We start from the raw sequence: 25476 nt of genomic DNA on the forward strand, positions 1-25476 counted from the left end.
AGGACGTTTTGCATGCCAAACAAACAGGAGTTGTTAGCAGGACTTAACCCTAAACAAAAAGAAGCGGTACTTCATACCGAAGGGCCGCTATTGATTATGGCAGGAGCGGGAAGTGGGAAGACACGGGTACTGACTCATCGAATCGCTTATTTAATAGAAGAAAAAAATGTGAATCCATGGAATATCTTAGCGATTACATTTACGAATAAAGCTGCACGAGAAATGAAAGAACGTGTTAATAGTATTCTAGGCCAAGGCGGTCAGGATGTTTGGGTTTCGACTTTCCACTCGATGTGTGTCCGGATTTTGCGCCGAGATGTCGATGCAATCGGTTATGATCGGAATTTTACAATTTTGGACGGTTCAGATCAGTTGACCTTGATGAAACGGATCTTAAAAGACTTGAATATCGATCCTAAAAAATATGACCCTCGCTCGATTTTAGGTGCAATCAGTAACGCTAAAAATGAACTGTTGACCCCAGAAACGTACGCAGAGCGGCAAGGGTCATTCTTTGAAGAAATCGTGGCACGCTGTTATGATGCGTACCAAAAAGCGCTGCGAAACAATCAAAGTATGGATTTTGATGATTTGATCATGAATACGATTCGATTATTCGAAGAAAATGAAGAGGTCTTGACCTATTACCAACATAAATTCCATTATCTGCATGTCGATGAATATCAAGATACCAATCATGCGCAGTATACACTAGTGAATATGTTGGCCGCTCGATTCCACAATTTGTGTGTGGTAGGTGATGCGGATCAGAGCATTTACGGCTGGCGCGGCGCTGATATGCAAAATATTTTAGATTTTGAAAAAGATTATCATGATGCATCAGTTATTTTATTAGAACAAAATTATCGTTCAACTAAAAGTATTTTGGACGCGGCAAATCAAGTCATCAAAAATAACAGCAATCGGCGAGACAAAAATCTTTGGACGGATAATCAAGCTGGCGAACAGATTACTTATTATCGGGCAGACAGCGAAAGAGACGAAGCGCAGTTCATCGTCAGCAAGATAAAGGAAGAAATCCAAAGCCAAAATCGCAGCTATAATGACTTTGCTGTTTTGTATCGAACAAACGCACAATCACGGGTGATCGAAGATACGTTAGTGAAATCGAATGTTCCTTATACGATGGTTGGCGGCCATAAATTCTACGATCGGAAAGAAATCAAAGACATTATCGCCTATTTGAATATTATCAATAATCCCCGAGATGGTGTCAGTTTTGAACGAGTGGTCAATACGCCGAAACGCGGGATTGGTGCCGCGTCAGTTGAAAAACTAAGAAGTTTTGCGACGATGCATGATTGGTCTTTAGTTGAAGCGGCTCAAAATGTAGATCTAGCCAATATCTCCGGTAAAGCCGGTCGAATGATTGGAGAATTCGGTACGATGGTCACACAGTTCCAAGAAATGGTCGCTTATCTTCCTGTAACGGATTTAGTTGATCAAATATTGGAACGAACAGGTTATTTAGCAGAGTTAAAAAATCAGCGGACGTTAGAAGCTGAATCACGGTTGGAAAACTTAGAAGAATTCCGTTCTGTTACGCAAGAATTTGATAAACGCAATGTAGTACAAGACGAGGAAACTGATACAGCAGAAAAACTAGCAGTCTTCTTGAACGACTTAGCATTAGTGTCTGATCTAGATGATTATCAAGAGGACAGTGCACAAGTTACTTTGATGACATTACATGCGGCCAAAGGGCTTGAATTTCCAATCGTCTTTTTGATTGGGATGGAAGAAAAAATCTTCCCATTGTCGCGATCATTAATGGAAGAAGCGGAGTTAGAAGAAGAACGACGCTTAGCCTATGTGGGCATCACGCGTGCGGAAGAACGTCTGTATTTGACGAACGCCTTTTCACGAACGCTTTACGGAAAAACGCAATACAATCAGCCTTCTCGTTTTGTTGCTGAAATCGATGACAGTCTGCTGAATGCTGTAGGAATGCAGCCGCAGCCAAAAGCTAGTTTCAATAGTCCATTTAAAAATAATCCGCTGAAACCTAAATATCAACACGCGACTCGCGAACCGATGATGGATAAGACGGCCTCTGGCGGCGATAAAGAAAACTGGAATCCTGGCGATAAGGTCCAACATCGAAAATGGGGTGTCGGTACGGTAGTAAAAGTCAGCGGCAAAGCCCAAGACATCGAGTTAGACATCGCGTTTCCGCAACAAGGGATCAAACGATTATTGGCGGCTTTTGCTCCAATCGAAAAAATTTAACTTTCTTTTATTACAAGGTTAGTTATCAAAATTAAGTTGTGTGTATCCTTTAATATAAATTAGGAGGGATTTTCTTGGAACCAATAACATTTCAAGCGGCGGAAAAACGTTCCATCGAACTCCGCGAAGAACTCAATCAATATGCGCATGAATATTATGTACAAGATCAGCCTTCGGTGGAAGATTTTGTTTATGATAAAAAATATCAAGAATTGGTCGCGCTCGAAACAGAATATCCAGATTTGATCACCCCTGAGTCGCCTACGCAACGAGTTGGCGGCAAAGTGTTAGCAGGGTTTGAAAAAGTCGTCCACGACATTCCGCTGTATAGTTTAAACGATGTATTCAACAAGGAAGAACTGATTGCTTTTGACGAACGAGTTAAAAAAGCTGTCGGGTATCCAGTTTCGTATTGTTGCGAATTAAAAATCGATGGTCTATCAATCTCTTTGAAATACGAAGCCGGACAGTTTGTCCAAGGAGCAACCCGCGGAGATGGGACAGTCGGCGAAAATATCACAGAGAATTTAAAAACAGTCAAGTCGATTCCGTTACGTTTAAAAGAACCTCTGACAATTGAAGTTCGCGGCGAATGTTACATGCCCAAAGCTTCATTCATTAAATTAAATCAACAGCGAGAAGAGGAGGGCAAAGAAGTTTTTGCAAATCCTCGAAACGCAGCGGCTGGAAGCTTGCGGCAATTGGACACTAAAATTGCGGCAAAACGTAATTTGAGTACTTTTTTATATACGTTGGCTGATTTTGGACCATTGGAATCAACGACTCAAGATCACGCACTGAATGAAATGTCGCGTTTAGGTTTTCGGACAAATCCTGAGCATCGCGTCTGCGAGACGATCAATGAAGTGTGGGAATACATCGAAAATTTCCATGAGACAAGAGATCAGCTGCCTTATGAAATTGATGGTATCGTAATTAAAGTGAATGAATTTGATTTGCAAGATGAATTAGGTTTCACAGTCAAAGCACCACGCTGGGCGACTGCCTATAAATTTCCACCAGAAGAAGCTCAAACGACCTTATTGGATATCGATTGGACGATCGGACGAACGGGAGTCTTGACACCAACGGCGATCATGGAACCGGTTCGCTTAGCAGGAACGACAGTTGGCCGAGCAAGTTTGCACAATAGTGATTATATCGAGAAGAAAGATATCCGCTTAAAAGACACGGTCTTGGTTTATAAAGCGGGTGATATTATTCCAGAGGTCGCACAAGTGGTGCTAGAAAAACGTCCGGCAGATAGTCAACCGTATCCAATTCCGACGCATTGTCCGATTTGTAATAGCGAGTTGGTCCATTTAGATGAAGAAGTTGCATTGCGCTGCATCAATCCAAAATGTCCAGCCCAGATCAAGGAAGGGTTGAGCCACTTTGTTTCACGAAACGCGATGAATATTGACGGATTGGGACCGCGAGTCTTGGCACAGATGTTTGATAAAGGACTAGTTTCGGATGTAGCTGATTTGTATAAATTGGACAAAGAACAGTTGTTAACGTTAGATAAAATCAAAGACAAATCGGCTGAAAATATTTTAACAGCGATCGATGCAAGCCGAGAAAATTCAGTGGAACGCTTGATCTTTGGTTTAGGAATTCGCCATGTTGGAGCAAAAGCTGCTGGGATTTTAGCGGAACACTTCGGCAGTCTGGCGGCGATGAGCCAAGGGACAAAAGAAGAAATCGTCAGTCTAAATACGATTGGTGAAACAATTGCAGACAGTGTTGTGACTTATTTTGAAAATGAGGAAGTCCATGAGTTGATGCAAGAGTTGGCTGAACGTGGCGTAAATTTGAATTACAAAGGACTGCGCGCAAGTCAATTGGCAGCAGTTGAATCACCTTTTAAAGATAAAACGATTGTTTTGACCGGAAAATTAGTGGATTACACTCGAGAAGAAGCTAAAGAAAAGATCCAAAAACTCGGCGGTAAAGTGACCGGCAGTGTTTCTAAAAAAACCGATATCGTAGTAGCGGGTGAAGAAGCTGGCAGTAAGCTGACAAAAGCTCAAAATTTAGGTATTGAAGTTTGGAATGAAAAACAAATGATCCAAGCAATCGAAGAAAGTCGGTTAGATTAGCTAATTTTAGATAGAAGATTGTTGACGAGTCCATAAACGAACGAGTATTATAAAAAAGCGTCGGCTCTATTAAAATCTATCTATTTTAAATTGTTTGAATTGAACAATTTTTTCAAGAAATTTCAAGAAAAAACCATGAATTCTAATAGAGTTATGATAAAATAATTGAAAATTGACAAAAGAAAGAGGGATATTATGGCAATCAATGAAGAACAAGTCAAACATGTGGCAAAACTTGCGAAACTTTCTTTCTCAGATGATGAATTGGCTGGATTTACCGATCAATTAGGGAAAATAATCGACATGGTTGAACAATTAGGTGAAGTGGATACTGAAGGTGTACCTTTTACTTCTAATGTTTCAGCAATGATCAATGTCATGCGAGAAGACGTCGCTGCACCAGGCTGGTCACGCGATGAGTTAATGGAAAATGTACCGGAAAGCGAAGATGGGTTTATCAAAGTTCCGGCAATCATTGACAACGGAGAGGCTGGTGCATAATGGAAAAGTTATATGATAAATCAATTGAAGAATTACACAGTCTGCTTGTTTCAAAAGAAATCACAGCAACTGACTTAACGAGTGAAACGTATGCTCGGATCAAAGAAACAGAAAAAGATATCGATGCGTTCATTACATTAAATGAAGAAAAAGCAATGGATCTAGCGAAAGCAATCGATGCCAAAGGAATTACTGAAGAAAATGCAATGGCTGGGATTCCGATTGGGATTAAAGATAATATTGTGACTAAAGGGATCTTAACGACAGCAGCATCTAAAATCTTGTCAAATTTCCAACCAATCTATGATGCGACTGTTATGGAGAAAGTCTATAGTGCTGATTTGATTCCAGTTGGGAAACTTAATATGGACGAATTTGCGATGGGTAGTTCAAGTGAAACTTCTTACTTCAAGAAAACTAAAAATGCTTGGGATCAAACAAAAGTTCCCGGCGGTTCTTCAGGTGGTTCAGCAGCATCAGTCGCTGCCGGTGAAGTTCCGGTTTCTTTAGGGAGCGATACAGGCGGAAGTATTCGTCAACCAGCTGCGTTTAACGGGATCGTAGGATTAAAACCTACTTACGGACGTGTTTCACGTTTTGGTTTGATCGCTTTTGCTTCATCATTGGACCAAATTGGACCGTTTACTCGTACAGTTAAAGACAATGCTTTAGCACTGAATGCAATCAGCGGATACGATCCAAAAGACGGCACTTCAGCCGGTGTTTCTGTCCCTGATTTTGCGGCTGGTCTAACTGGTGACATCAAAGGAATGAAGATCGCTTTGCCAAAAGAATACATGGCAGAAGGAATCGAACCAGGTGTCAAAGCAGCGATCGTCAAAGCAGTAGAAACATTCAAAGCTCTAGGCGCAACAGTCGAAGAAGTCAGCTTGCCTCATTCAAAATATGGTGTAGAAGTGTATTACATCATTGCTTCATCAGAAGCAAGTTCAAACTTGCAACGTTTTGATGGGATTCGCTACGGCTTCCGTTCAGAAGATGTTCAAAACTTGGAAGATGTTTATGTAAATACACGGACTGAAGGTTTTGGCGATGAAGTGAAACGCCGGATCATGTTAGGTACATTCTCACTTTCAGCTGGTTACTATGATGCATACTTCAAAAAAGCTGGACAAGTCCGGACTTTGATCAAACAAGATTTTGATAAGATTTTTGCTGACTACGATTTGATTATTGGCCCAACTTCACCAACCGTTGCTTTTGGGATTGGCGAAAATGTTGATGATCCAATCACGATGTATTTAAACGATATTTTGACGATTCCAGTGAATTTGGCTGGTTTACCAGGAATGTCTGTTCCAGCAGGATTCTCAGAAGGCTTGCCTGTGGGCTTGCAAATCATTGGGAAACATTTTGATGAATCAACAATGTATAAAGCAGCTTATGCTTTTGAACAAGCTACAGATTTCCATAAACAAAAACCTGTGATTTTAGGGGGGGACAAATAATGAACTTAGAGACAGTTATTGGGCTTGAAGTCCATGTGGAATTAAAGACAAACTCTAAAATCTTTTCACCTGCGCCCGCTCACTTTGGTGCAGAAGCAAATACGAATACAAACATTATCGACTGGGGCTACCCAGGTGTCTTGCCAGTCATGAATAAAGCAGCGATTGAATTCGGAATGAAAGCTGCGCTTGCTTTAAACTGTGAAGTCTCACAAAATATGCATTTTGACCGTAAAAACTATTTCTATCCTGACAATCCGAAAGCTTATCAAATCTCACAATTTGATGAACCAATCGGTCATGATGGTTGGATCGAGATCGATGTCAACGGCAAAAAGAAAAAGATTCGGATCGAACGGGTTCATTTAGAAGAAGATGCCGGTAAAAACATGCACGGGATCGGCGGCTATTCGTATGTCGACTTGAACCGTCAAGGGACACCATTGATCGAGATCGTTTCTGAAGCAGATATGCGTTCACCGGAAGAAGCCAATGCTTATTTGGAAGCATTGCGTTCAATCATCCAATTCACTGGCGTCAGTGATGTGAAGATGGAAGAAGGTTCAATGCGCTGTGATGCGAATATTTCATTGCGTCCTTATGGTCAAGAAGAATTCGGGACTAAAACGGAATTGAAAAACTTGAACTCGATCAGCTTTGTTAAAAAAGGATTGACCTTTGAAGTTCAACGTCAAACAAAAGTTTTATTATCTGGCGGAACGATTCAACAAGAAACTCGCCGTTATGATGAAGGGACAAACAAAACGATCTTAATGCGGGTAAAAGAAGGATCAAGTGACTACCGTTACTTCCCAGAACCAGATATTCCCCACTTTGAAATAGATAGTGAATGGGTCGAAAAAGTCCGTGAATCATTACCTGAAATGCCGGCGGCTCGTCGTGAACGTTACGTAAATGATTTAGGCTTGCCAGAATACGATTCAATGGTCTTGACATTGAGCCGTGAAATGTCTGACTTCTTTGAAGAAACGTTAGCTGAAGGAGCCGATGCCAAACAAGCGTCTAACTGGTTGATGGGTGAAGTTTCGGCATACGTAAACAGTGAAAAACTAGAACTAGCCGATACAAAATTAACACCAAATAATTTAGCGGGCATGATCAAATTAATTGCTGATGGAACGATCAGCTCTAAGATCGCGAAGAAAGTTTTCCGTGAATTGATCGAAAACGGCGGCGACGCAAAAGAAGTCGTTGAAGCTAAAGGGCTTGTTCAATTATCTGATCCTGCACAATTGTTGCCAATGATCAATGAAGTATTAGACAACAACGAACAATCCGTAGAAGACTTCAAAAACGGGAAAGACCGTGCAGTTGGTTTCTTAGTTGGGCAAATTATGAAAGCAACGAAAGGGAAAGCAAACCCTGGTGTGGTAAATAAATTGCTTCAAGAGGAATTAGCAAAACGGTAAGGAGTTCGATCATGAGAAAAGCACGACTGATTTATAATCCAGTATCCGGAAAAGAGATCATGCGTAATAATTTGGCGGATATCTTAGATGCCATTGAAAAAGCAGGTTATGAAGCAAGTGCCTTTGCTACGACTCCTGAACCTGATTCAGCAAAGAATGAAGCGACCCGTGCTGCAAAAGCTGGCTTTGAACTAGTGATTGCAGCTGGCGGGGACGGAACGATCAATGAAGTTGTTAACGGGATTGCTGGTTTAAAAAAACGTCCGAAAATGGCAATTATTCCTGCGGGGACTACGAACGATTATGCTCGTGCATTAAAAGTGCCGCGTGGCAATGTCAAAGCGGCCGCAGAAGTCATTCAAAAACAACAAACGGTCAAAATGGATATCGGAAAAGCTGCCGGAACGTATTTCATCAATATCGCAGCTGGTGGTTCATTGACTGAGCTGACTTATGAGGTTCCGTCTGAATTGAAAAGCATTTTCGGCTACTTAGCTTATTTAGCTAAAGGAGCCGAGATGCTTCCGCGGATCAAGCCGACTAAGATGCGGCTAGTCTATGAAGGCGGGGAGTACGAAGGCAATGCTTCGATGTTTTTCTTAGGGTTGACAAACTCTATCGGCGGCTTTGAAACGATTGCGCCGGATGCCAAATTAGATGATGGAAAATTTTCGCTGATTGTTGTGAAAACAGCCAATCTGTTTGAAATCGTTCGTTTGATCACGTTAGTATTGAACGGCGGAAAACACGTCAATGATTCAAAGGTTTTATATGTCAAAACTAGTTTCTTAGATGCCAGCTTAATTGACACCGATAAAAAGATGATGATCAATTTAGACGGTGAATACGGCGGCGATGCGCCAATGCGTTTTGAAAATCTTCATCAGCACATTGAATTTTATGCAAATACTGATGAAATCAATGATGATGCGATTTTGGGCGACGACGATCAAACCCGTGAAGCAGGGATTGAGCTTGTCAAAGAATACGAAAAGATCCAAGAAGAAGATTCAGAAGAGTAAGATTAAACGTTTCTGTCGTACGGCAGGAACGTTTTTTGTGGCTTGGTGACTTTATCGAACTACTTAAAAATAAGCCAAGTACTTTTGAAAAAAATATTTTCAGCAACAGCAAAAAAATTGTGTAAAACTGATCGGTGAGAGTTCATTCTTACAAAACTCTTAAGGGTCAAACACTTGGTGCCATCTTGCTTTTTCGATTAGAATTCATTAGAATAGGTGAATCAGCCTTGAAGGAGAATGAAATGACCTCAGTAGAAAAAAATCAAACATACAGCGTTACGATCGATGACTTGTCTCATGAAGGATTAGGTGTTGCTCATATCGATGGTTATCCGTTGTTTATCGAAAATGCGTTGCCTGCGGAAGAAATGACGATCAAAGCAGTCAAAGTCGGCAAAAAATTTGGTTACGGAAAAGTGATCGAACGTTTTACTGCAAATCCTGAACGTCAAGAAGTAAAAGACTTAGATTTATTAAGAAGCGGGATCGCACCTTTAAGCCATATGACGTATGATTATCAATTGCGATTCAAACAACAACAAATTGAAAAAGTTCTAAAAACAATTGCGAAATTGCCAGAATTACCAGTAGCACCTGCAATCGGGATGGAACAGCCATTTGGTTACCGAAACAAAGCACAGATCCCAGTCCAAAAAGTAAACGATCAATTAACGACGGGCTTTTATCGTAAAAATTCCCATGTATTGTTACCGATCGAAGACTATTTCATTCAAGAACCAAAAATCGATCAAGCAATCATCGCGGTTCGTGATGTCTTGCAACGATTTAATGTGAAAGCCTACAATGAACGCGAAAATACGGGTTTTATTCGTCACATCATAATTCGGCGCGGTCATTACAGCCATGAGATGATGGTGATCCTAGTTACTAGAACAGAACGTTTCTTTAAAGGAATGGAAATTGCTGAAACGATCAAAAAAGAATTGCCGGAAGTTGTTTCAGTCATTCAAAATATCAATCCTGAAAAGACCAATGTGATTATGGGACGTGAAGAAAAAATCCTTTTCGGAAAAACGACGATCAATGATACCTTGCTAGGAAAAACTTACCGTATTTCACCACAATCGTTTTATCAAGTAAATACCGAACAAACAGAAGTGTTGTACCAGACTGCCATTGAGTTTGCTGAACTTAGTGAAGAAGATGTCGTAGTTGATGCGTATTGCGGGATTGGAACAATCGGTTTGTCCTTTGCTGAAAAAGTGAAGCATGTTTATGGAGTAGAAGTTATTCCACAAGCAATTGAAGATGCTAAAGCGAATGCTGCAGCAAATGGAATCAAAAATGCCAATTATGAAGTCGGCAAAGCTGAAAAGATCATGTCACGCTGGGCACGCGAAGGAATCGAACCAACAGTGATTTTTGTTGATCCGCCAAGAAAAGGATTAGACGAAAAATTTATCGAAGTCTCAGCAGCCGCAAACCCAGAAAAAATTGTTTATATCTCTTGCAACCCAGCGACATTAGCTAGAGATTTGCGAAGATATGAAGATCTTGGCTATCACGCTGTGAAAGTTCAGCCAGTAGATTTATTCCCACAAACTTATCATGTCGAATCCGTTACTTTATTAGTAAAGGCGGTGTAAAAATGAATCAAAAAGAGAAAATGTTAGAATTGATCAAAAAGAAACAAGGTGGCGGACGCTCAAAGCAAATGGATCTGCCAAAAAATGATCGTAAAAACATGCGTAAAGGACCAAAGATTTTTAATAAATAAAGCAGAGATCACAGAAGAGAGGCGATTTCATTGGGAAATAGTTGGATGCAGCGACTGACGAAATTCTATCAAAAGTATGCGTATTTGATGCGCGGGCGTTATGGTAGAGTGGACCAGATCAATAAAGCGCTGCTAATTGTTTGGGCGGTCATGCTGATTTTTGACCGTTGGATCCCTTTTTATATTGGAAATGTCATTGCGTTAGCAGCTTTGGCAGTGGTTCTTTATCGCTTTTGTTCAAAAAAAATCTATCCCCGAAGCAATGAGAACCAAAAATTTATTCAATGGATCGCTCGTGTAAAAGATTTCTTCACAGGCAAGGCGACCTATCGCTATTTCAAATGCCCTGAATGCAAACAAAAGATGCGGGCACCAAAAGGTCACGGGAAAATCAAAGTGACTTGTAAAAATTGTCATACGCAATTCGTGAAAAAGGTCTAGTTTTTTAAACTAGGCTTTTTCTGATATCCTTAAAAAGAGAGGGTGAGAGTAAATGAAATTAATTTTAGTTCGTCATGGTGAAAGTGAAGCAAATTTTGAAAATTATTGGACAGGCTGGTTGGATGTCGATCTAACAGCTAAAGGAATCGAACAGGCAAAAAATGCCGGAAAAAAATTGAAAGCAGCAGGGTTAGTAATCGATGTTGCCTATGAATCTGTATTGAAGCGTTCCATTAAAACGGCACAAATGATTTTACAAGAAGCAGATGCACGGTTTGTTCCTGAATACAAAACGTGGCGGCTGAATGAACGCCATTATGGGGCATTGGTTGGAAAAAATAAAGACATCATCAAGCAAGAATTTGGAGCGGAGCAAGTAAAAAAATGGCGCAGAGGTTTTGATGAAGTACCGCCGCTAGTCGAAGAGAATCATTTTGATCGACGCTATGACAATTTAGATTCAAGTTTGATTCCTCTAGGAGAAAGTCTGCGAATGACTTCACAGCGAGTGATTCCTTTATGGCAAGATAAAATTGCTCCCGCTTTATTGGATGAAAAGACGGTCTTAGTTTGTGGACATGGCAACAGTTTACGTGTCTGGGTCCAATACCTTGAAGCGATTCCTACAGATGAAGTTGATCAAATTGATATACCTAACGCAACACCAGTAGTCTACACATTTGATTCGCAACTAAAAATCAGCAAAAAAGAAATTTTATAAAATTATTATGTTAACTTAGAAAGGTTTGTTATGAATTATATTTGGGATTTTGACGGGACAATCTATGATTCGTATCCAATCATGTTGAAGGCGCTGATGACGACTTTCAACGAGTTTGAGCTAGAAATAAATGAAGAAACAGTTTATCGAAAAATAAAAGAAGAATCGATTCGCCAAATGATCATCGACTGGCAGCTACCGGCACCAACTTTCGATCAGAAGTATCACGCCTATGAGGCGCAACAAAACAAAGCGTCGTTTCCTTTTACTGAAGCGGAAGAGACACTAAAGATATTGCGTGAAAAAGGCGGACAGCACTTTATTTTGACTCATCGTACGGTGGCGTCGACTTGGAAATTATTGAGGCGCGACGGATTAGACGGCTTGATCACAGCAATCATCGGCAGTGATTCAAACTTTCCGCGAAAGCCTGATCCAGCAGCAATCAATTATTTCATTGCTGACTATCGGCTAGATCCTGCTCAGACGGTGATGATCGGCGATCGCAGATTAGATATTGAGGCTGGCAGTAATGCGGGCATCCAGACAGTATTTTTTGATATCGATCATTTTGGTCAAAAAATCAAGGCGACACATTATATAAATAATTTAAAAGAAATGGTACAAATTTTTTGTGCAGAAAGCTATAATTAGGTAACTCGCTGATTCATTGCAACTGTTGAGGCAGACAGTAAATGATTTCAGCAAATGCACTGAATCAGATCGCTTTTTATTTGCATCAAGTATGTCTTATGAAGGGATCAGATTATTGCAAAATATAGATAAGAAACAAGGAGATGCAAAATGGAATTACAACGTGATCAAGAAGTTGTCGAGTCTTTTAATTACGGTCTTCCACCGAAAGATCAAGTAGTGAAACAGAAATTATTGATTAATTTTAGTCCTTTGGAAGCAGTTGATCCGGGATATCCGGCTGAAAATAGTATTATGGGTGTACGAGTCGAATGCGTTATTCCTTTTGAAGAATTCATTATCGGCGGGGTGTTCTCCCAAGTAGTCCATGTGGTTGGACGCAAAGTCAGACAACAAAATGATCTGACCGAAGCTGAAGCTAACGAGATGATCCGCCCGCTTTTGAAACTAATCGAACGAATGGTTTATGAAGTTACTGAAATTGCTTTGGATAAACCAGGAGTAAAAATTAATTTTTCTTCTAATGCTAAATAATTAGTTCCTCCAATTTAAAGAGAGTCTAACACGGTGATTTAGTCTCTTTTTCGAGTTGGAGGATTTTTTTGTGATGTAATTTTTGAAATTTTTCATGTAACAATGCAAAATATAAGACAGATTATTTTATCTAGGGTATAATGTTCAAGTCACTGAAGTGTAGGCGTCGCGCAGCTATATTTTAGGGTAGTTCGTTGAAGAACGGGCACCGGGAACCTTTACTTCCTTTGACAGACTTGTCATTATAGAAAGTTTTTGAGACTATCCGTTCAATTTTTCACAGCTGTTCGCTCGTTTTTTGTTTTTAGCAATCGTATACGTACAAAACTTTTTGAGTTTTTACGTTAAAAAATCAAATCATTATTTATGAGCGGAAAAGCAGAATGTTGAATGATAGACGACTTTCTAAGCGGATTGGTTTTTCCTTGGAAAAATTAATTCAGCACATCACATAAGGAGGAATACAATGACAACTCTGTTCACTGTATTAGTGATCTTAGTATTCGTTGCATTGCTTGTAGCTTTCTACCAAATGCAAAAAAGACATGTAAAATTTTCTAATCGTGTGTTTGCGGGATTAGGAGCCGGAATTATTTTTGGCGGTGTTTTACAACTTCTTTTAGGTAATGGTAGCAAGATTATTACGCAAGCGATGGAATGGATCGGGATCGTTGGTAATGGTTATATTTCATTATTACAAATGTTAGTAATGCCTTTAGTATTTATTTCAATCGTTGGTGCATTCACCAAAATGAAATCTAGTAAAAAACTTGGTAAAATTAGTGCCAATGTTTTAGTAACTTTATTGGCTACAACAGCAATCGCCGCTTTGATCGGTATTTTAGCTGTAATGGTCTTTGGTCTTGATGGGGCGACCTTTACTAAGGGTGCAGCTGAAACGGCTAGAATCAAAGAATTGGCAGACCGTCAATCAATGGTTCAAAACTTCTCAATTCCGCAACAAATTTTATCATTTATCCCAAGTAATGTCTTCGCTGATTTTGCTGGCACTCGTCCAACAAGTACGATTGGGGTAGTAATTTTTGCGGCTTTTGTCGGCATCGCCTTTTTAGGAGTACGCCGCAAAGCGCCAAAAGAAGCAGAATTTTTTGCGAACTTGATCGACAGTTTGTATAAAATCGTTATGCGAATCGTGACATTAGTCTTGCGTCTAACACCATATGGGGTCTTCGCATTGATGACAAACGTGTTAGCAACAAGTGATTTCGAAGCAATTGTTAATTTAGGGAAATTCATTTTGGCGTCATACAGTGCATTGATCGTTGTATTATTGATGCATTCATTGATTCTTCTAGGTGTTAAAGTCAGTCCAATCAATTTCTTTAAAAAAGCCTTTCCTGCATTGAGTTTCGCGTTTACTTCGCGTTCAAGTGCGGGCACATTGCCAATGAATATCGAAACACAAACAAAGGCTTTAGGTGTTGATGAAGCAACCGCAAACTTTGCTGGTAGTTTCGGTATCTCGATTGGTCAAAACGGCTGTGCGGGTGTTTACCCAGCAATGCTTGCAACAATCGTTGCACCAACAGTTGGCGTGGATGTTTTTGATTTGAAATTCATCGTGATGTTGATTGCAATCGTAACGATCAGTTCATTTGGTGTTGCCGGTGTCGGCGGCGGAGCAACCTTTGCTTCGTTGATCGTCCTAGGCGCGATGAACTTGCCAGTCGCAATCGTTGGTTTGGTTATCTCTGTTGAACCAATGATTGATATGGCTCGGACAGCGGTTAACGTTAGCGGCAGTATGGTTGCCGGTGTTGTGACCAGCGAACGCATTCATGAATTGGATCGCGACATCTTGCGTGATCAAAATGCTTCTATTGAAGTGAATTCATAATAATTAAAAGGCTTGGCTAGCGCAACCAAGCCTTTTTTGGTACACTTTTTTTGAGATACAGGAATTTGAGAGGAAAGTGACTAATTTGTTTAATGAACAAGTAAAAGTGATTTTATATGCGAACGATGTAAAAAAAGCCAGTTTATTTTGGCAAACGATCGGTTTTGTAGAGATTAGTTTTGAAGAATTAGATGGGTCGCAAGTTGCGGAAGTGGCAATGAGTGAAAACAGTACGACGCATTTAGTGATTTATGATCGGGCATTTATTGAAAAAAATGATGATGAAGCGACTGAACCTGCACCAGCTTTGATCTTTGGCAGCGATAATACAATCGACTTATATAAAAAAATGCAAGAAGCAGGTATTCAATTAGGAGATCTAACTCAAATTGGTGAAGAATATGTCTTTAATTTTGTGGATACGGACGGCAATTATTTTGTAGTATCCGGTAAATAGTTTGTTTTTTGGCTGGAGGGAGCGAGTGAAAATGGATCAAGTTTTTGTGATTGGCGATGTTCACGGTGAGTATACGTTATTTCAAGCAGTTTTGAAAAAATCCCAGCCGGACAAACAACAGCTGATTTTGATCGGTGATCTAAACGATCGTGGTCCGAAAAGTAAAGATTGTTGGTTATTAGGCATGGAACTAGTCGAAAAATATCAAGCAATTTATTTACGAGGCAATCATGAACAATATTTCTTAGAATTTATGGAAAGTCCAGAAGATTGGTTTCCAAGTTATTTGTACAATGGCGGAAAAGAAACAATCGAAAGCTTGCTGCATAAAGGCGCGACAGAGGAATATTCTCCCACTGAAATTGCGATGATGATCCGCAGCCGGTATCGATCGCTGTTGGAATTCTTAGCTGAGCGTCCATTTTATTATGAATGGAACGACTATCTCTTCGTCCATGCCGGTGTAGACTTAACCAAGCCTTGGCAGGAAAGCTCACCGCAAGACTTTTTATGGATTCGCGAACCGTTTCATGAAGGCAAGAATCAGACAGGTAAGACGATCGTATTTGGTCACACGATCACGCCAATGCTGTATGGCGATATGCAGACGACCGCTCTTTGGCAATCTGATGGAAAAATCGGGATCGATGGCGGCGCAGTCTTTGGTGGCAGTCTCCACGGGGTTGTCTTTGATGAAAATGGCATCGTACAGGATTATGAATTACCGAATACTAACGCGTGGCAACCCGATTTTTAAGCAGTGGATGTGACAAATTGTCGCATCCATTTTTTTGTAATGAAAGTTAACAGCGTTCTAACGTCTCACAATAAGTATCCTTCTATTACAGAAACTCTTTTCTGAATTTTCTTGCAACGACATCTACGTAGCGACAAAATATGATAGAATAACTTTTATATTTTTGAATTTATTAGGAGGCGCAAAGATGTCAGAGACAGTCAAAGGACATTTATCTGCCGGACTAACGGTCGCTATTTGGGCATTGACTTTTATTTCGACCAAAGTCCTGTTAAAAGATTTTTTGCCGATTGAAATTTTATTCATTCGTTTTTTGATTGGCTTTATCAGTTTGTTGATTGTTTCGCGAAAAATGTTGCCATTTAAAAGCTGGCGTGAAGAGAGGTATTATTTAATAGCGGGCCTATTAGGGGTCTTTCTTTATTATTATTTAGAAAATGTTGCGTTGACCTTTACTTTAGCGATGAATGTGGGCGTGATCGGCTCAGTCAGTCCATTTATGACGGCATTGATCAGCCGATTCATTTTAAAACAAGGAACGATTCCACGGGTCTTTGTTTTAGGGTTCATTTGTTCGATGATTGGCATTTCATTAATCAGTCTTTCTGGAACGTTAAACGTGAATCCGCTTGGTGATGGCTTAGCACTATTGGCTACGATTTGTTGGGCGACTTATTCCTTGATCGTCAAAAAGATTAGTACTTTTGGTCATGGCACGATTGCTATGACACAACGGATTTTCTTTTATGGATTATTATGGATGGTACCGGTCTTATTCTTTAGTATCGATACTTTCGATTTTTCACGATTCACCCAAATCACAAATTTCGGTAATCTCATCTTTTTAGGAGTGGGAGCGTCGGCTTTATGTTTTGTTACGTGGAATTTTTCTGTGAAAAATCTCGGAGCTGTTCGGGCGGCTGTTTATATTTATACGATCCCGATGTTAACGACGTTAGCATCCGTCTTAATTTTAGCAGAACCGCTGACCGGTAAAACCTTTTTCGGGATTTTGTTAACTCTGGCTGGTTTAGTATTATCAGAACTACCCAATTTTTTGCGTCAAAGAAAAATATGGACTAACAAACACCTTCACGACTGATAATGTGAAGGCGTTTTGATTTTACTGAAGAAGCATTCTTACTTGAAGTATGGTAGAATAAATAGGATTTTGAATGAAATGAGGAAGTAAAATGGCAGAAAATTTAAACCAAGAGATCATTCAACTACTGAACAAGGAACTGACTGATTATAGTGCAAAACAGATCAAAGTTGCATTGAATTTGTTAGCAGAAGGCAATACGGTTCCTTTCATCGCTCGTTATCGTAAAGAAATGACTGGCAGTCTGGATGAAGTACAACTTCGCGAGATCGAGGAACGCTACAATTATTTAGAAAATCTAGAGAAGCGCAAAAGTGAAGTCTTGCGTCTAATTGATGAACAAGGAAAATTGACTGAAGAGCTAGCTAAAAAAATTCAACAAGCCGTCAAAGTACAAAAGGTTGAAGACTTGTACCGGCCTTATAAACAAAAACGACGGACTAAAGCTACGATCGCTAAAGAAAATGGTTTGGAGCCTTTAGCACAGTATTTGCTGAGTTTCCCGCAAACTGGGGATGTTTATGCGAAAGCGGGAGAATTTATCAATGAGAATGTAGCAAATGCCGAAGAAGCTTTGCAAGGGGCGCATGAAATCGTCGCCGAACAAATCAGTGACAATCCCGATTATCGTACTTGGATCCGTAATTTTACTAAGAAAAACGGTGTTTATCAAAGTAAAGTTAAAGATGCGAATAAAGATGAAAAAGGCGTTTATGAAATGTACTATGATTTCACTGAACCAATCAATAAGATGGTTTCACACCGAGTGCTGGCCTCTAATCGGGGTGAAAAAGAAGAAATTTTGAAAGTCGCGATCGTTGCGGAAGAAACAAAGATCTTCGCGTATTTAGAAAATCAATTAGTGGAAAATAATCGCGCAATTACCGTTGAATTTGTTCGAGAAGCGTACAAAGACAGCTATAAACGTTTTATTGGACCCGCGATCGAACGGGAGATCCGTAATGAGCTGACGGAAGAAGCCGATGAACAAGCGATCAATATTTTTGGTGAAAATTTGCGTAATCTATTGCTGCAGCCGCCATTGAAAGGCAAAGTCGTCTTAGGGTTTGACCCTGCTTATCGGACGGGCTGTAAACTTTCAGTAGTTGATGAAACAGGAAAAGTTTTAGCAATCGAAGTGATCTATCCTCATAAACCCGCTTCGCAGGCAAAACGGCAAGCGGCTGGACCTGCTTTTCAAACGTTGATAAAAAAATACGGCGTTGAGATGGTGGCCATCGGGAATGGGACAGCAAGTCGTGAATCAGAATTATTTGTTGCTGAGCAATTAAAGCAAGTCCAACAAGAAGTTTTTTATGTGATCGTCAATGAAGCGGGAGCATCTGTCTATTCAGCTAGTGATATTGCGCGGACGGAATTTCCTGATCTGCAAGTAGAAGAACGTAGTGCTGTCAGCATTGCCCGGCGTCTACAAGATCCGCTGTCTGAATTAGTGAAAATTGATCCAAAAGCGGTTGGAGTCGGACAATATCAACACGATGTCGCTCAAAAACGCTTATCAGAACGATTAGACTTTGTTGTTGAAACAGCAGTAAACCAAGTGGGGGTCAACGTCAATACAGCAAGCCCGCAACTGTTGCAATATGCTTCTGGCTTAAATAAAACGACGGCTAAAAATATCGTGAACTATCGTGAAGAAAATGGTGCATTCACTTCACGGCCACAATTAAAAAAAGTCCCGCGCTTAGGACCAAAAGCTTATGAGCAAGCGATTGGATTTTTACGGATTCCTGCTGCAAAAAACATCTTAGATACAACGGCGATTCATCCGGAAAGTTACGCTAGTGCAAAAGAGATTTTAAAATTAGCCGGAGTCGAATTGAAAGCATTAGGCTCAGCTGAAGCCGCTGAAAAGATCAACGCACTGCAAATGGCGCAACTGCAACAAGAACTTGAAATCGGCAAAGAAACGATCAAAGATATTTTACAAGCATTAGTCCAACCGGGGCGAGATATGCGTGATGAAATGCCGGCACCCTTGCTGCGTCAAGATGTGTTGACGATGGAAGATCTGCAAGCGGGAATGGAATTGCAAGGAACGGTGCGCAATGTGATCGATTTTGGTGCATTCGTTGATATCGGGGTCAAGCAAGATGGACTAGTCCATATTTCCAAATTGAGCAAAAATTATGTCAAACATCCAACTGACGTTGTTTCCGTCGGCGATGTGGTCACTGTTTGGGTCGAAGCGATCGATGTGAAAAAAGGTCGAATCAGTTTGACAATGATCCAAAGTGAAAGAAATGACTGATCAAGAATTACAAACGCTAGTCGAAAAGGTTTCGCAAGAATCTTTTCGACAACCGTTTTGTCACAATGCTCGGTTCAATCAACGTTTGAAAACGACTGGCGGACGCTATCATTTGCAAAGCCACGATCTTGACTTTAATCGTTTGGTTTTTGAAAAATACGGAACGGCGGAATTGATCAAAGTGATCAAACACGAGCTGTGCCATTACCATTTGCATTTAGCTGGCCGGGGTTATCAGCATAAAGATCTAGAGTTTAAACAATTGCTGCAAAAGACTGGCGGTTCTCGTTTTGCACCGCTCTTAGCACCAGTGATTTTTCAAGTGTATCAATGCCAACAGTGTCAAAAAGAGGTCAAACGCCGCCGCAAGATTGATACGAAAAAGTATGTGTGCGGAAGCTGCCAAGGAAAGTTGAAATTTTTGAAGACGATTGAAGCATAAGTTCGATCTCCTGAAGAATAAAAGATTGCTATTTTTACTGTTTTATATGATAATGTGAACCGCAAACAATTTTGTACATATAAGGAAGATGATTAAATGAATAATAAAGATACACTTTATCATTTTGTTGGAATCAAAGGATCGGGTATGAGCTCGTTAGCATTGGTCCTGCATGAAAAGGGCTACAATGTACAAGGTTCTGACGTCGAGAAATATTTTTTCACACAACGTGATTTAGAAAAAGCCAAGATCATGATCTTGCCATTTAATAAAGACAACATTAAAGCTGGCATGACGATCATTCAAGGAAATGCGTTTCCTGATACACATGAAGAAATCGCGCAAGCGAAAGAATTAGGACTAGAAATCGTGCGTTACCATGATTTTATCGGTCAATTTATTCAGCCTTACACAAGTATCGCAGTGACTGGTTCTCATGGTAAAACAAGTACGACTGGATTGTTGGCACATGTGTTGAACGGTTTAGCACCAACCAGTTATTTGATTGGTGATGGAACGGGTCACGGTGTTCCAGATGCAACATTCTTTGCTTTTGAAGCATGTGAATACCAACGTCATTTCTTAGCCTATGCTCCAGACTACTCGATCATGACGAATATCGATTTCGATCATCCGGATTATTTCAAGAGCATCGAGGATGTTTTTGAAGCCTTTCAAACATTGGCTTCTCAAGTCAAAAAAGGAATCTTCGCTTACGGGGATGACGAATACTTGCGCAAATTAAAAGCAGATGTGCCGATTTATTATTATGGTCTATCTGAAAATGATGACATCCAAGCACGCAATATTGTTCGAACAACGAACGGCTCGGCTTTTGATGTGTATCATAAAGAAAAATTCATCGGCCGCTTTTCCGTTCCTTCATTTGGCAAACACAATATTTTGAATGCTTTATCAGTGATCGCAGTTGCTTATTTTGAAAATCTGGACATGGATAAGGTCAAAGAAGAAATGTTGACTTTCTCTGGTGTGAAACGCCGGTTTACTGAGAAAAAAGTTGCCGACATGATTATTGTCGATGATTATGCTCATCATCCAGCTGAAATCAAAGCGACTATTGATGCTGCTCGTCAAAAATATCCAGAAAAAGAATTGGTCGCTGTTTTCCAACCGCATACGTTCACACGGACGATCGCATTGATGGATGAATTTGCTGAAGCGTTGGATCGTGCCGATAAAGTTTATCTTTGCGATATTTTCTCATCTGCCCGCGAAATAGCTGGTGATGTAAAAATTGAAGATCTAGGCGCGAAGATCCAAAAGGGTGGACAAGTCATCAAAGAAGAAAATATGTCGCCGTTATTGGATCATGAAAATGCAGTAGTCATCTTTATGGGTGCCGGAGATGTTCAAAAATTTGAACGGGCATATGAAGATCTATTGAGTAATACAACACGCAACGTATTATAATTTTGAAGGAGGGTTCAGACAATTTTTGTCAGAGCCCTTCTTTTAGCAAAGTTTAAACGGGTGAAGAACAACGATTTTTACTTTAAAAATCTTTAGCACAAAGCATACACAAACTTGTGTTTTCATTGCTTTCTGATAAAATGATGAGGTAGAACACAATACGGAGGGAATGAGTTTGTATAATATGAAGGCTCGGAAAATAGGCAAGACGATTGATGAAATTGAGGAAGGCGACTCGTTGTCGTTAACAGAATCAATCGAAGATAATCAGATTCTTTTGTATTTAGGTTTGACAAATGATGCAAATCCTTTGTACATCCAACATGATTACGCAAAAGAAACTGAGTATGAACAACCGCTTGTACCATCGATCATGGTGATGGGAATCATCACAAGCGCGATTTCAAAACATTTACCAGGACCGGGTTCTCACGTAGTGAACTTCTCCATCAATTTTATTGATCCAGTTTTTCATTATGAAACATTAACGTTTGAGTTTGAAGTAATCAAAGTAGATAAAATGAAAGATGTCGTAACGATCTCTGTTGAAGCGGTAGAATCCACTGACAACGAAGAAAAACGCATCTTGGATGCTGTGGTCATGGTAAAACCGCCACAAGTACAAATAGGAGATGATCTAAATGAATAATCAAGAAGCACGCGTATACGGCTTGAACCGTTTCTATGGCAAGATCTATGCTTTTCTAGCTTTAGGGATCGGGATCAGTGCTGTAATTTCATATATGGCATTAGGACCTTGGGTATTCCAAGTTCAAAACTTTATTAATAATTTTCCGCTAGGATTCTGGGGAATCTGGATCGCTGAGATCGCCCTTGTTGTTTTTCTTGGATTCAAAGCACAGAAAAATCCCGCATTAGCGATCGGCGGATTTATCGTCTACTCAGCATTGAACGGGTTGACATTGGCAGTCACTTTGGCGATGTACGATCTAGGGACTGTGACGCAAGCGTTTATTACAGCTTCAGCGACATTCTTAGTCATGTCATTGATCGGCTCTTTCACGAAACGTGATCTTTCAGGCATCGGTCGAGCTGCTTTGAGCTGTCTGTTTGGAATCATTATTGCGATGCTGCTAAATGTCTTCTTGTTGCAAAGCAGCGCGGTTGATTTCTTTATCTCAATTTTAATGGTAGTGATCATGTCAGGAATCACAGCTTACGATAATCAAATGATCCGCAAGATTTATCTTGGGACAAATGGTGAAGCAGGAAATGGGGTTGCGGTCTTCATGGCCTTACAATTATACTTAGATTTCATCAACTTATTTATTTCATTTTTAAGAATTTTTGGAAGCAGCAAATAGAGGCGAATATTCGTCTCTTTTTTTATTTTCAGTAATCATAATAATTTTGCAAAAATCAGCGCCATTCTTTTCATTTCATTAAATACTTTGTTAAAATGAGGGGTGGAAGAAGAGCAGCTGTATCAATCAGCAAATAACTGAAACAGACACCAACTATCTTCAACTCGGAAGACGGCTTGTTGTAAGAAAAATGCTGAACAAAGACTATCGGTAACGATTCGTCGGCCGATTTAGAGAAACTGAGAAAAATGAAAATACTTTATATGAATTAGGAGTCGAGGACATGAGTGAGAATAAATTATTATTAGTAGACGGAAACAGTGTCGCTTTCCGTGCTTTTTTTGCCCTGCATAACTCTTTAGAACGATTTAAAAACAAGAATGGGCTCCATACTAACGCAATCTACGCTTTCAATAATATGTTTGAAAATGTAATGGAACGAGAAAAACCCACACACGTGTTAGTCGCTTTTGACGCGGGAAATACGACCTTCCGGACAGCGATGTATACTGAATATAAAGGCGGGCGTTCGAAAACTCCTGGAGAATTTCGTGAACAAATGCCTTATTTGCGTGATTTATTAGCTGGCTTAGGTGTAAAACATTATGAATTAGATAATTATGAAGCAGATGATATCATCGGGACATTGGCACACCGAGCAGCTGATGAAGGATTTGAAGTAGTCGTTTTATCAGGCGATCGCGACTTAACGCAATTGACGACAGAAAAGATCAAAGTAGATATTACGGTCAAAGGTGTTAGTGAAATCGAGTCATATACACCTGAACATGTGGCTGAAAAATATGACGGGCTGACTCCGAATCAAATCATCGACATGAAAGGCCTAGCAGGAGATACTTCGGATAATTATCCCGGCGTCACAAAGGTCGGCGAAAAGACTGCCATCAAATTATTGAAACAATTCGGCAGCGTTGAAGGGATCTACGAAAACATTGCTGAATTAAAACAAAGTAAAATGAAAGAAAATTTGATCAACGACAAAGAGCAAGCCTTCCTTTCAAAAGAGCTGGCGACGATCAAGTTGGACGCACCTGTAACTATTTCAATCGATGAATTAGTTTATGAGGGAAAAGACTTAGATAAATTGATCCCGTTCTTCAAAGAAATGGATTTCAAAGGTTTCTTGAATAAGTTAAACGTAGTTGAAGAAGAAGTCGAATTAGCAGATATCAAGTTTGAAGTCGTCACCGAATTCAGTGCAGACATGTTTGAACCAGATTCTGCTTTATATGTTGAAATGCTGGAAGAGAATTATCATTTTTCAGATATTGTTGGTGTTGCTTGGGGAACCCGTGAAAAGATCTATGTAACGAATGAATTGGCATTATTTGAAAATGAAGCCTTTAAAAAATGGCTGGAAACTGCAAATGGAAAGAAAGTCTATGATGCTAAGCGCACGTATGTTGCGTTGAATCGTTATATTACTAAAACGGAAGGGATCAACTTTGACGTATTACTGGCCGCTTATTTGTTAGATACGACGGATAACAGCAATGATATCGCTGGTGTGGCGCAGTATTATGGTTACACGGAGATCCAAACAGATGAGCAGATTTACGGCAAAGGCGCTAAAAAAGGGTTGCCAGAAGATGAGGAACTTTTATTTGGCCATTTGGCGCGTAAAATCAAAGCAATCCATTTCTTAAATGATAAATTAGAAAAAGAGCTGGAAGAAAAGCAGCAAGATAAATTATTTTATCAAATGGAATTGCCGCTTTCTCGTATTTTAGCTGAGATGGAAATCGCCGGGATCACGGTCGATGCGCAGCGCCTTCAATCCATGCGTGGAGAATTTTCAAAACGGCTACAAGAAATTGAAGAAAAAATCTATCGCGAAGCCGGCGAAGAATTCAACATCAATTCACCCAAACAGTTAGGTGTGATTTTGTTTGAAAAAATGCAGCTGCCTGTGATCAAAAAGACGAAGACCGGTTATTCAACTGCCGTAGATGTTTTAGAGCAATTACGCGAACAAGCACCGATTGCCGAATATATCTTAAATTATCGCCAAATCGCTAAGATCCAATCGACCTATGTCGAAGGCTTATTAAAAGTTATTCAAAGTGACAATAAGATCCACACACGCTATATTCAAACATTGACACAGACGGGACGACTAAGCTCAGTTGATCCGAACTTGCAAAATATTCCGATTCGATTGGAAGAAGGACGAAAAATTCGGCAAGCATTTGTGCCGCGAGCTGAGAATTGGCTGATTTATTCTTCAGACTATTCGCAAATCGAATTGCGGGTCCTAGCGCATATTTCTGGCGATGAACATTTGAAACAAGCGTTCCATGATGGAATGGATATTCATACAAGTACGGCGATGCGAGTCTTCAATGTTTCGCAAGCAGAAGTGACACCGAATATGCGGCGAAATGCCAAGGCTGTGAATTTTGGTATCGTCTATGGTATTTCGGATTATGGATTGTCGCAGAATTTAGGGATCACACGTAAAGCTGCGCAAGAGTACATCGATACTTATTTTGAGAATTATCCAGACGTGAAACGCTACATGGAAGAAAGTGTTCGCGAAGCAAAAGATAAAGGCTATACCGCGACTTTATACAATCGCCGACGCTATTTACCAGATATCAATGCCCGTAACTACAATCTTCGCTCGTTTGCAGAACGGACTGCAATCAATACACCGATCCAAGGTAGCGCGGCAGATATTTTAAAATTGGCGATGATCGAAATGGCCAAACGCTTAAAAGAAGAAAAACTCCAAGCGACGATGTTACTGCAAGTGCATGATGAACTTGTCTTTGAAGTCCCGGAAAGTGAATTGGAACAATTAGACAACTTAGTCAAAGAAGTGATGGAAAACACCGTTCAATTAGATGTACCATTATTAACCGACAGTAGTTGGGGGAAAACTTGGTACGAAGCAAAATAAAGCGGGGGCTGGAGAACATTCCAGCTTCTTCTTTTCTAATTTTTATT

Annotated in this window: 22 protein-coding genes; all 22 read left to right on the plus strand. The window is 40.1% G+C overall.

The features are described from left to right. Window positions 1-12 precede the first annotated feature (12 nt). The 22 genes from pcrA to polA all read left to right on the plus strand — a co-directional run bounded on the left by pcrA (window position 13) and on the right by polA (window position 25429). A complete protein-coding gene (pcrA, locus tag FFM63_RS00235) occupies window positions 13-2250 on the plus strand; it encodes a DNA helicase PcrA (protein WP_137608335.1) in 2238 nt (745 codons plus the stop codon). A gap of 74 nt (window positions 2251-2324) precedes the next feature. Beyond that, entirely contained in the window at window positions 2325-4352 is a 2028-nt protein-coding gene (gene ligA / locus FFM63_RS00240; RefSeq protein WP_371851295.1) for an NAD-dependent DNA ligase LigA, read from the plus strand. Between the two features lie 195 nt (window positions 4353-4547). Next, window positions 4548-4853: an Asp-tRNA(Asn)/Glu-tRNA(Gln) amidotransferase subunit GatC gene (gene gatC / locus FFM63_RS00245; RefSeq protein ID WP_137608337.1), complete on the plus strand. Its 306-nt coding sequence runs from the start codon at window positions 4548-4550 to the stop codon at window positions 4851-4853. After that, a complete protein-coding gene (gatA, locus tag FFM63_RS00250; protein WP_137608338.1) occupies window positions 4853-6322 on the plus strand; it encodes an Asp-tRNA(Asn)/Glu-tRNA(Gln) amidotransferase subunit GatA in 1470 nt (489 codons plus the stop codon). The genes gatC and gatA overlap by 1 nt, the downstream gene beginning before the upstream one ends. Further along, complete coding sequence (gene gatB / locus FFM63_RS00255) at window positions 6322-7752, plus strand: Asp-tRNA(Asn)/Glu-tRNA(Gln) amidotransferase subunit GatB (protein WP_137608339.1); 1431 nt, start codon at window positions 6322-6324, stop codon at window positions 7750-7752. Before gatA ends, gatB begins: the two co-directional genes overlap by 1 nt. 11 nt (window positions 7753-7763) lie before the next feature. Next, the gene (locus FFM63_RS00260; protein ID WP_137608340.1) at window positions 7764-8774 is read left to right on the plus strand and encodes a diacylglycerol kinase; all 1011 of its coding nucleotides are present in this window, start codon (window positions 7764-7766) and stop codon (window positions 8772-8774) included. A gap of 242 nt (window positions 8775-9016) precedes the next feature. Beyond that, on the plus strand, window positions 9017-10381 hold the full coding sequence (gene rlmD, locus FFM63_RS00265) for a 23S rRNA (uracil(1939)-C(5))-methyltransferase RlmD (protein ID WP_137608341.1): 1365 nt from the start codon (window positions 9017-9019) through the stop codon (window positions 10379-10381). Window positions 10382-10383: 2 nt separating this feature from the next. Continuing rightward, the gene (locus tag FFM63_RS09910) at window positions 10384-10512 is read left to right on the plus strand and encodes a hypothetical protein (protein ID WP_275578068.1); all 129 of its coding nucleotides are present in this window, start codon (window positions 10384-10386) and stop codon (window positions 10510-10512) included. 30 nt (window positions 10513-10542) lie between these two features. Continuing rightward, the gene (locus FFM63_RS00270) at window positions 10543-10953 is read left to right on the plus strand and encodes a hypothetical protein (protein ID WP_246033261.1); all 411 of its coding nucleotides are present in this window, start codon (window positions 10543-10545) and stop codon (window positions 10951-10953) included. Window positions 10954-11005: 52 nt separating this feature from the next. Beyond that, window positions 11006-11674, plus strand: coding sequence for a 2,3-bisphosphoglycerate-dependent phosphoglycerate mutase (locus FFM63_RS00275; protein ID WP_137608342.1), 669 nt, complete (start codon window positions 11006-11008; stop codon window positions 11672-11674). Window positions 11675-11704: 30 nt separating this feature from the next. Next, complete coding sequence (locus tag FFM63_RS00280; RefSeq protein WP_137608343.1) at window positions 11705-12328, plus strand: HAD-IA family hydrolase; 624 nt, start codon at window positions 11705-11707, stop codon at window positions 12326-12328. 150 nt (window positions 12329-12478) lie between these two features. Beyond that, window positions 12479-12862, plus strand: coding sequence for a DUF1149 family protein (locus FFM63_RS00285; protein ID WP_137608344.1), 384 nt, complete (start codon window positions 12479-12481; stop codon window positions 12860-12862). Between the two features lie 466 nt (window positions 12863-13328). Next, window positions 13329-14720: an L-cystine transporter gene (locus FFM63_RS00290; RefSeq protein WP_137608345.1), complete on the plus strand. Its 1392-nt coding sequence runs from the start codon at window positions 13329-13331 to the stop codon at window positions 14718-14720. Between the two features lie 85 nt (window positions 14721-14805). Beyond that, the gene (locus tag FFM63_RS00295) at window positions 14806-15177 is read left to right on the plus strand and encodes a VOC family protein (protein WP_137608595.1); all 372 of its coding nucleotides are present in this window, start codon (window positions 14806-14808) and stop codon (window positions 15175-15177) included. 31 nt (window positions 15178-15208) lie between these two features. Continuing rightward, window positions 15209-15934, plus strand: coding sequence for a metallophosphoesterase family protein (locus tag FFM63_RS00300; protein ID WP_137608346.1), 726 nt, complete (start codon window positions 15209-15211; stop codon window positions 15932-15934). Between the two features lie 187 nt (window positions 15935-16121). Continuing rightward, on the plus strand, window positions 16122-17036 hold the full coding sequence (locus tag FFM63_RS00305) for a DMT family transporter (protein WP_137608347.1): 915 nt from the start codon (window positions 16122-16124) through the stop codon (window positions 17034-17036). A gap of 91 nt (window positions 17037-17127) precedes the next feature. Continuing rightward, a complete protein-coding gene (locus FFM63_RS00310) occupies window positions 17128-19308 on the plus strand; it encodes a Tex family protein (protein ID WP_137608348.1) in 2181 nt (726 codons plus the stop codon). Further along, the gene (locus FFM63_RS00315) at window positions 19301-19750 is read left to right on the plus strand and encodes a SprT family protein (RefSeq protein ID WP_137608349.1); all 450 of its coding nucleotides are present in this window, start codon (window positions 19301-19303) and stop codon (window positions 19748-19750) included. The genes FFM63_RS00310 and FFM63_RS00315 overlap by 8 nt, the downstream gene beginning before the upstream one ends. A 96-nt stretch (window positions 19751-19846) precedes the next feature. Continuing rightward, window positions 19847-21181 carry a UDP-N-acetylmuramate--L-alanine ligase gene (gene murC / locus FFM63_RS00320; RefSeq protein ID WP_137608350.1) on the plus strand — a complete coding sequence of 445 codons (1335 nt, stop codon included), beginning with the start codon at window positions 19847-19849 and terminating at the stop codon, window positions 21179-21181. Between the two features lie 184 nt (window positions 21182-21365). Continuing rightward, window positions 21366-21830 (plus strand): MaoC family dehydratase, encoded by a 465-nt coding sequence (locus tag FFM63_RS00325; RefSeq protein ID WP_371851309.1) that lies wholly within the window; start codon window positions 21366-21368, stop codon window positions 21828-21830. Further along, entirely contained in the window at window positions 21823-22506 is a 684-nt protein-coding gene (locus FFM63_RS00330) for a Bax inhibitor-1/YccA family protein (protein WP_137608352.1), read from the plus strand. The genes FFM63_RS00325 and FFM63_RS00330 overlap by 8 nt, the downstream gene beginning before the upstream one ends. A gap of 283 nt (window positions 22507-22789) precedes the next feature. Further along, window positions 22790-25429 carry a DNA polymerase I gene (gene polA / locus FFM63_RS00335; protein ID WP_137608353.1) on the plus strand — a complete coding sequence of 880 codons (2640 nt, stop codon included), beginning with the start codon at window positions 22790-22792 and terminating at the stop codon, window positions 25427-25429. Window positions 25430-25476 lie beyond the last annotated feature (47 nt).

Origin of the sequence: Enterococcus pingfangensis, from assembly GCF_005405205.1 — a bacterium.
In the GTDB taxonomy this organism is placed as follows: Bacteria; Bacillota; Bacilli; order Lactobacillales; family Enterococcaceae; genus Enterococcus_A; species Enterococcus_A pingfangensis.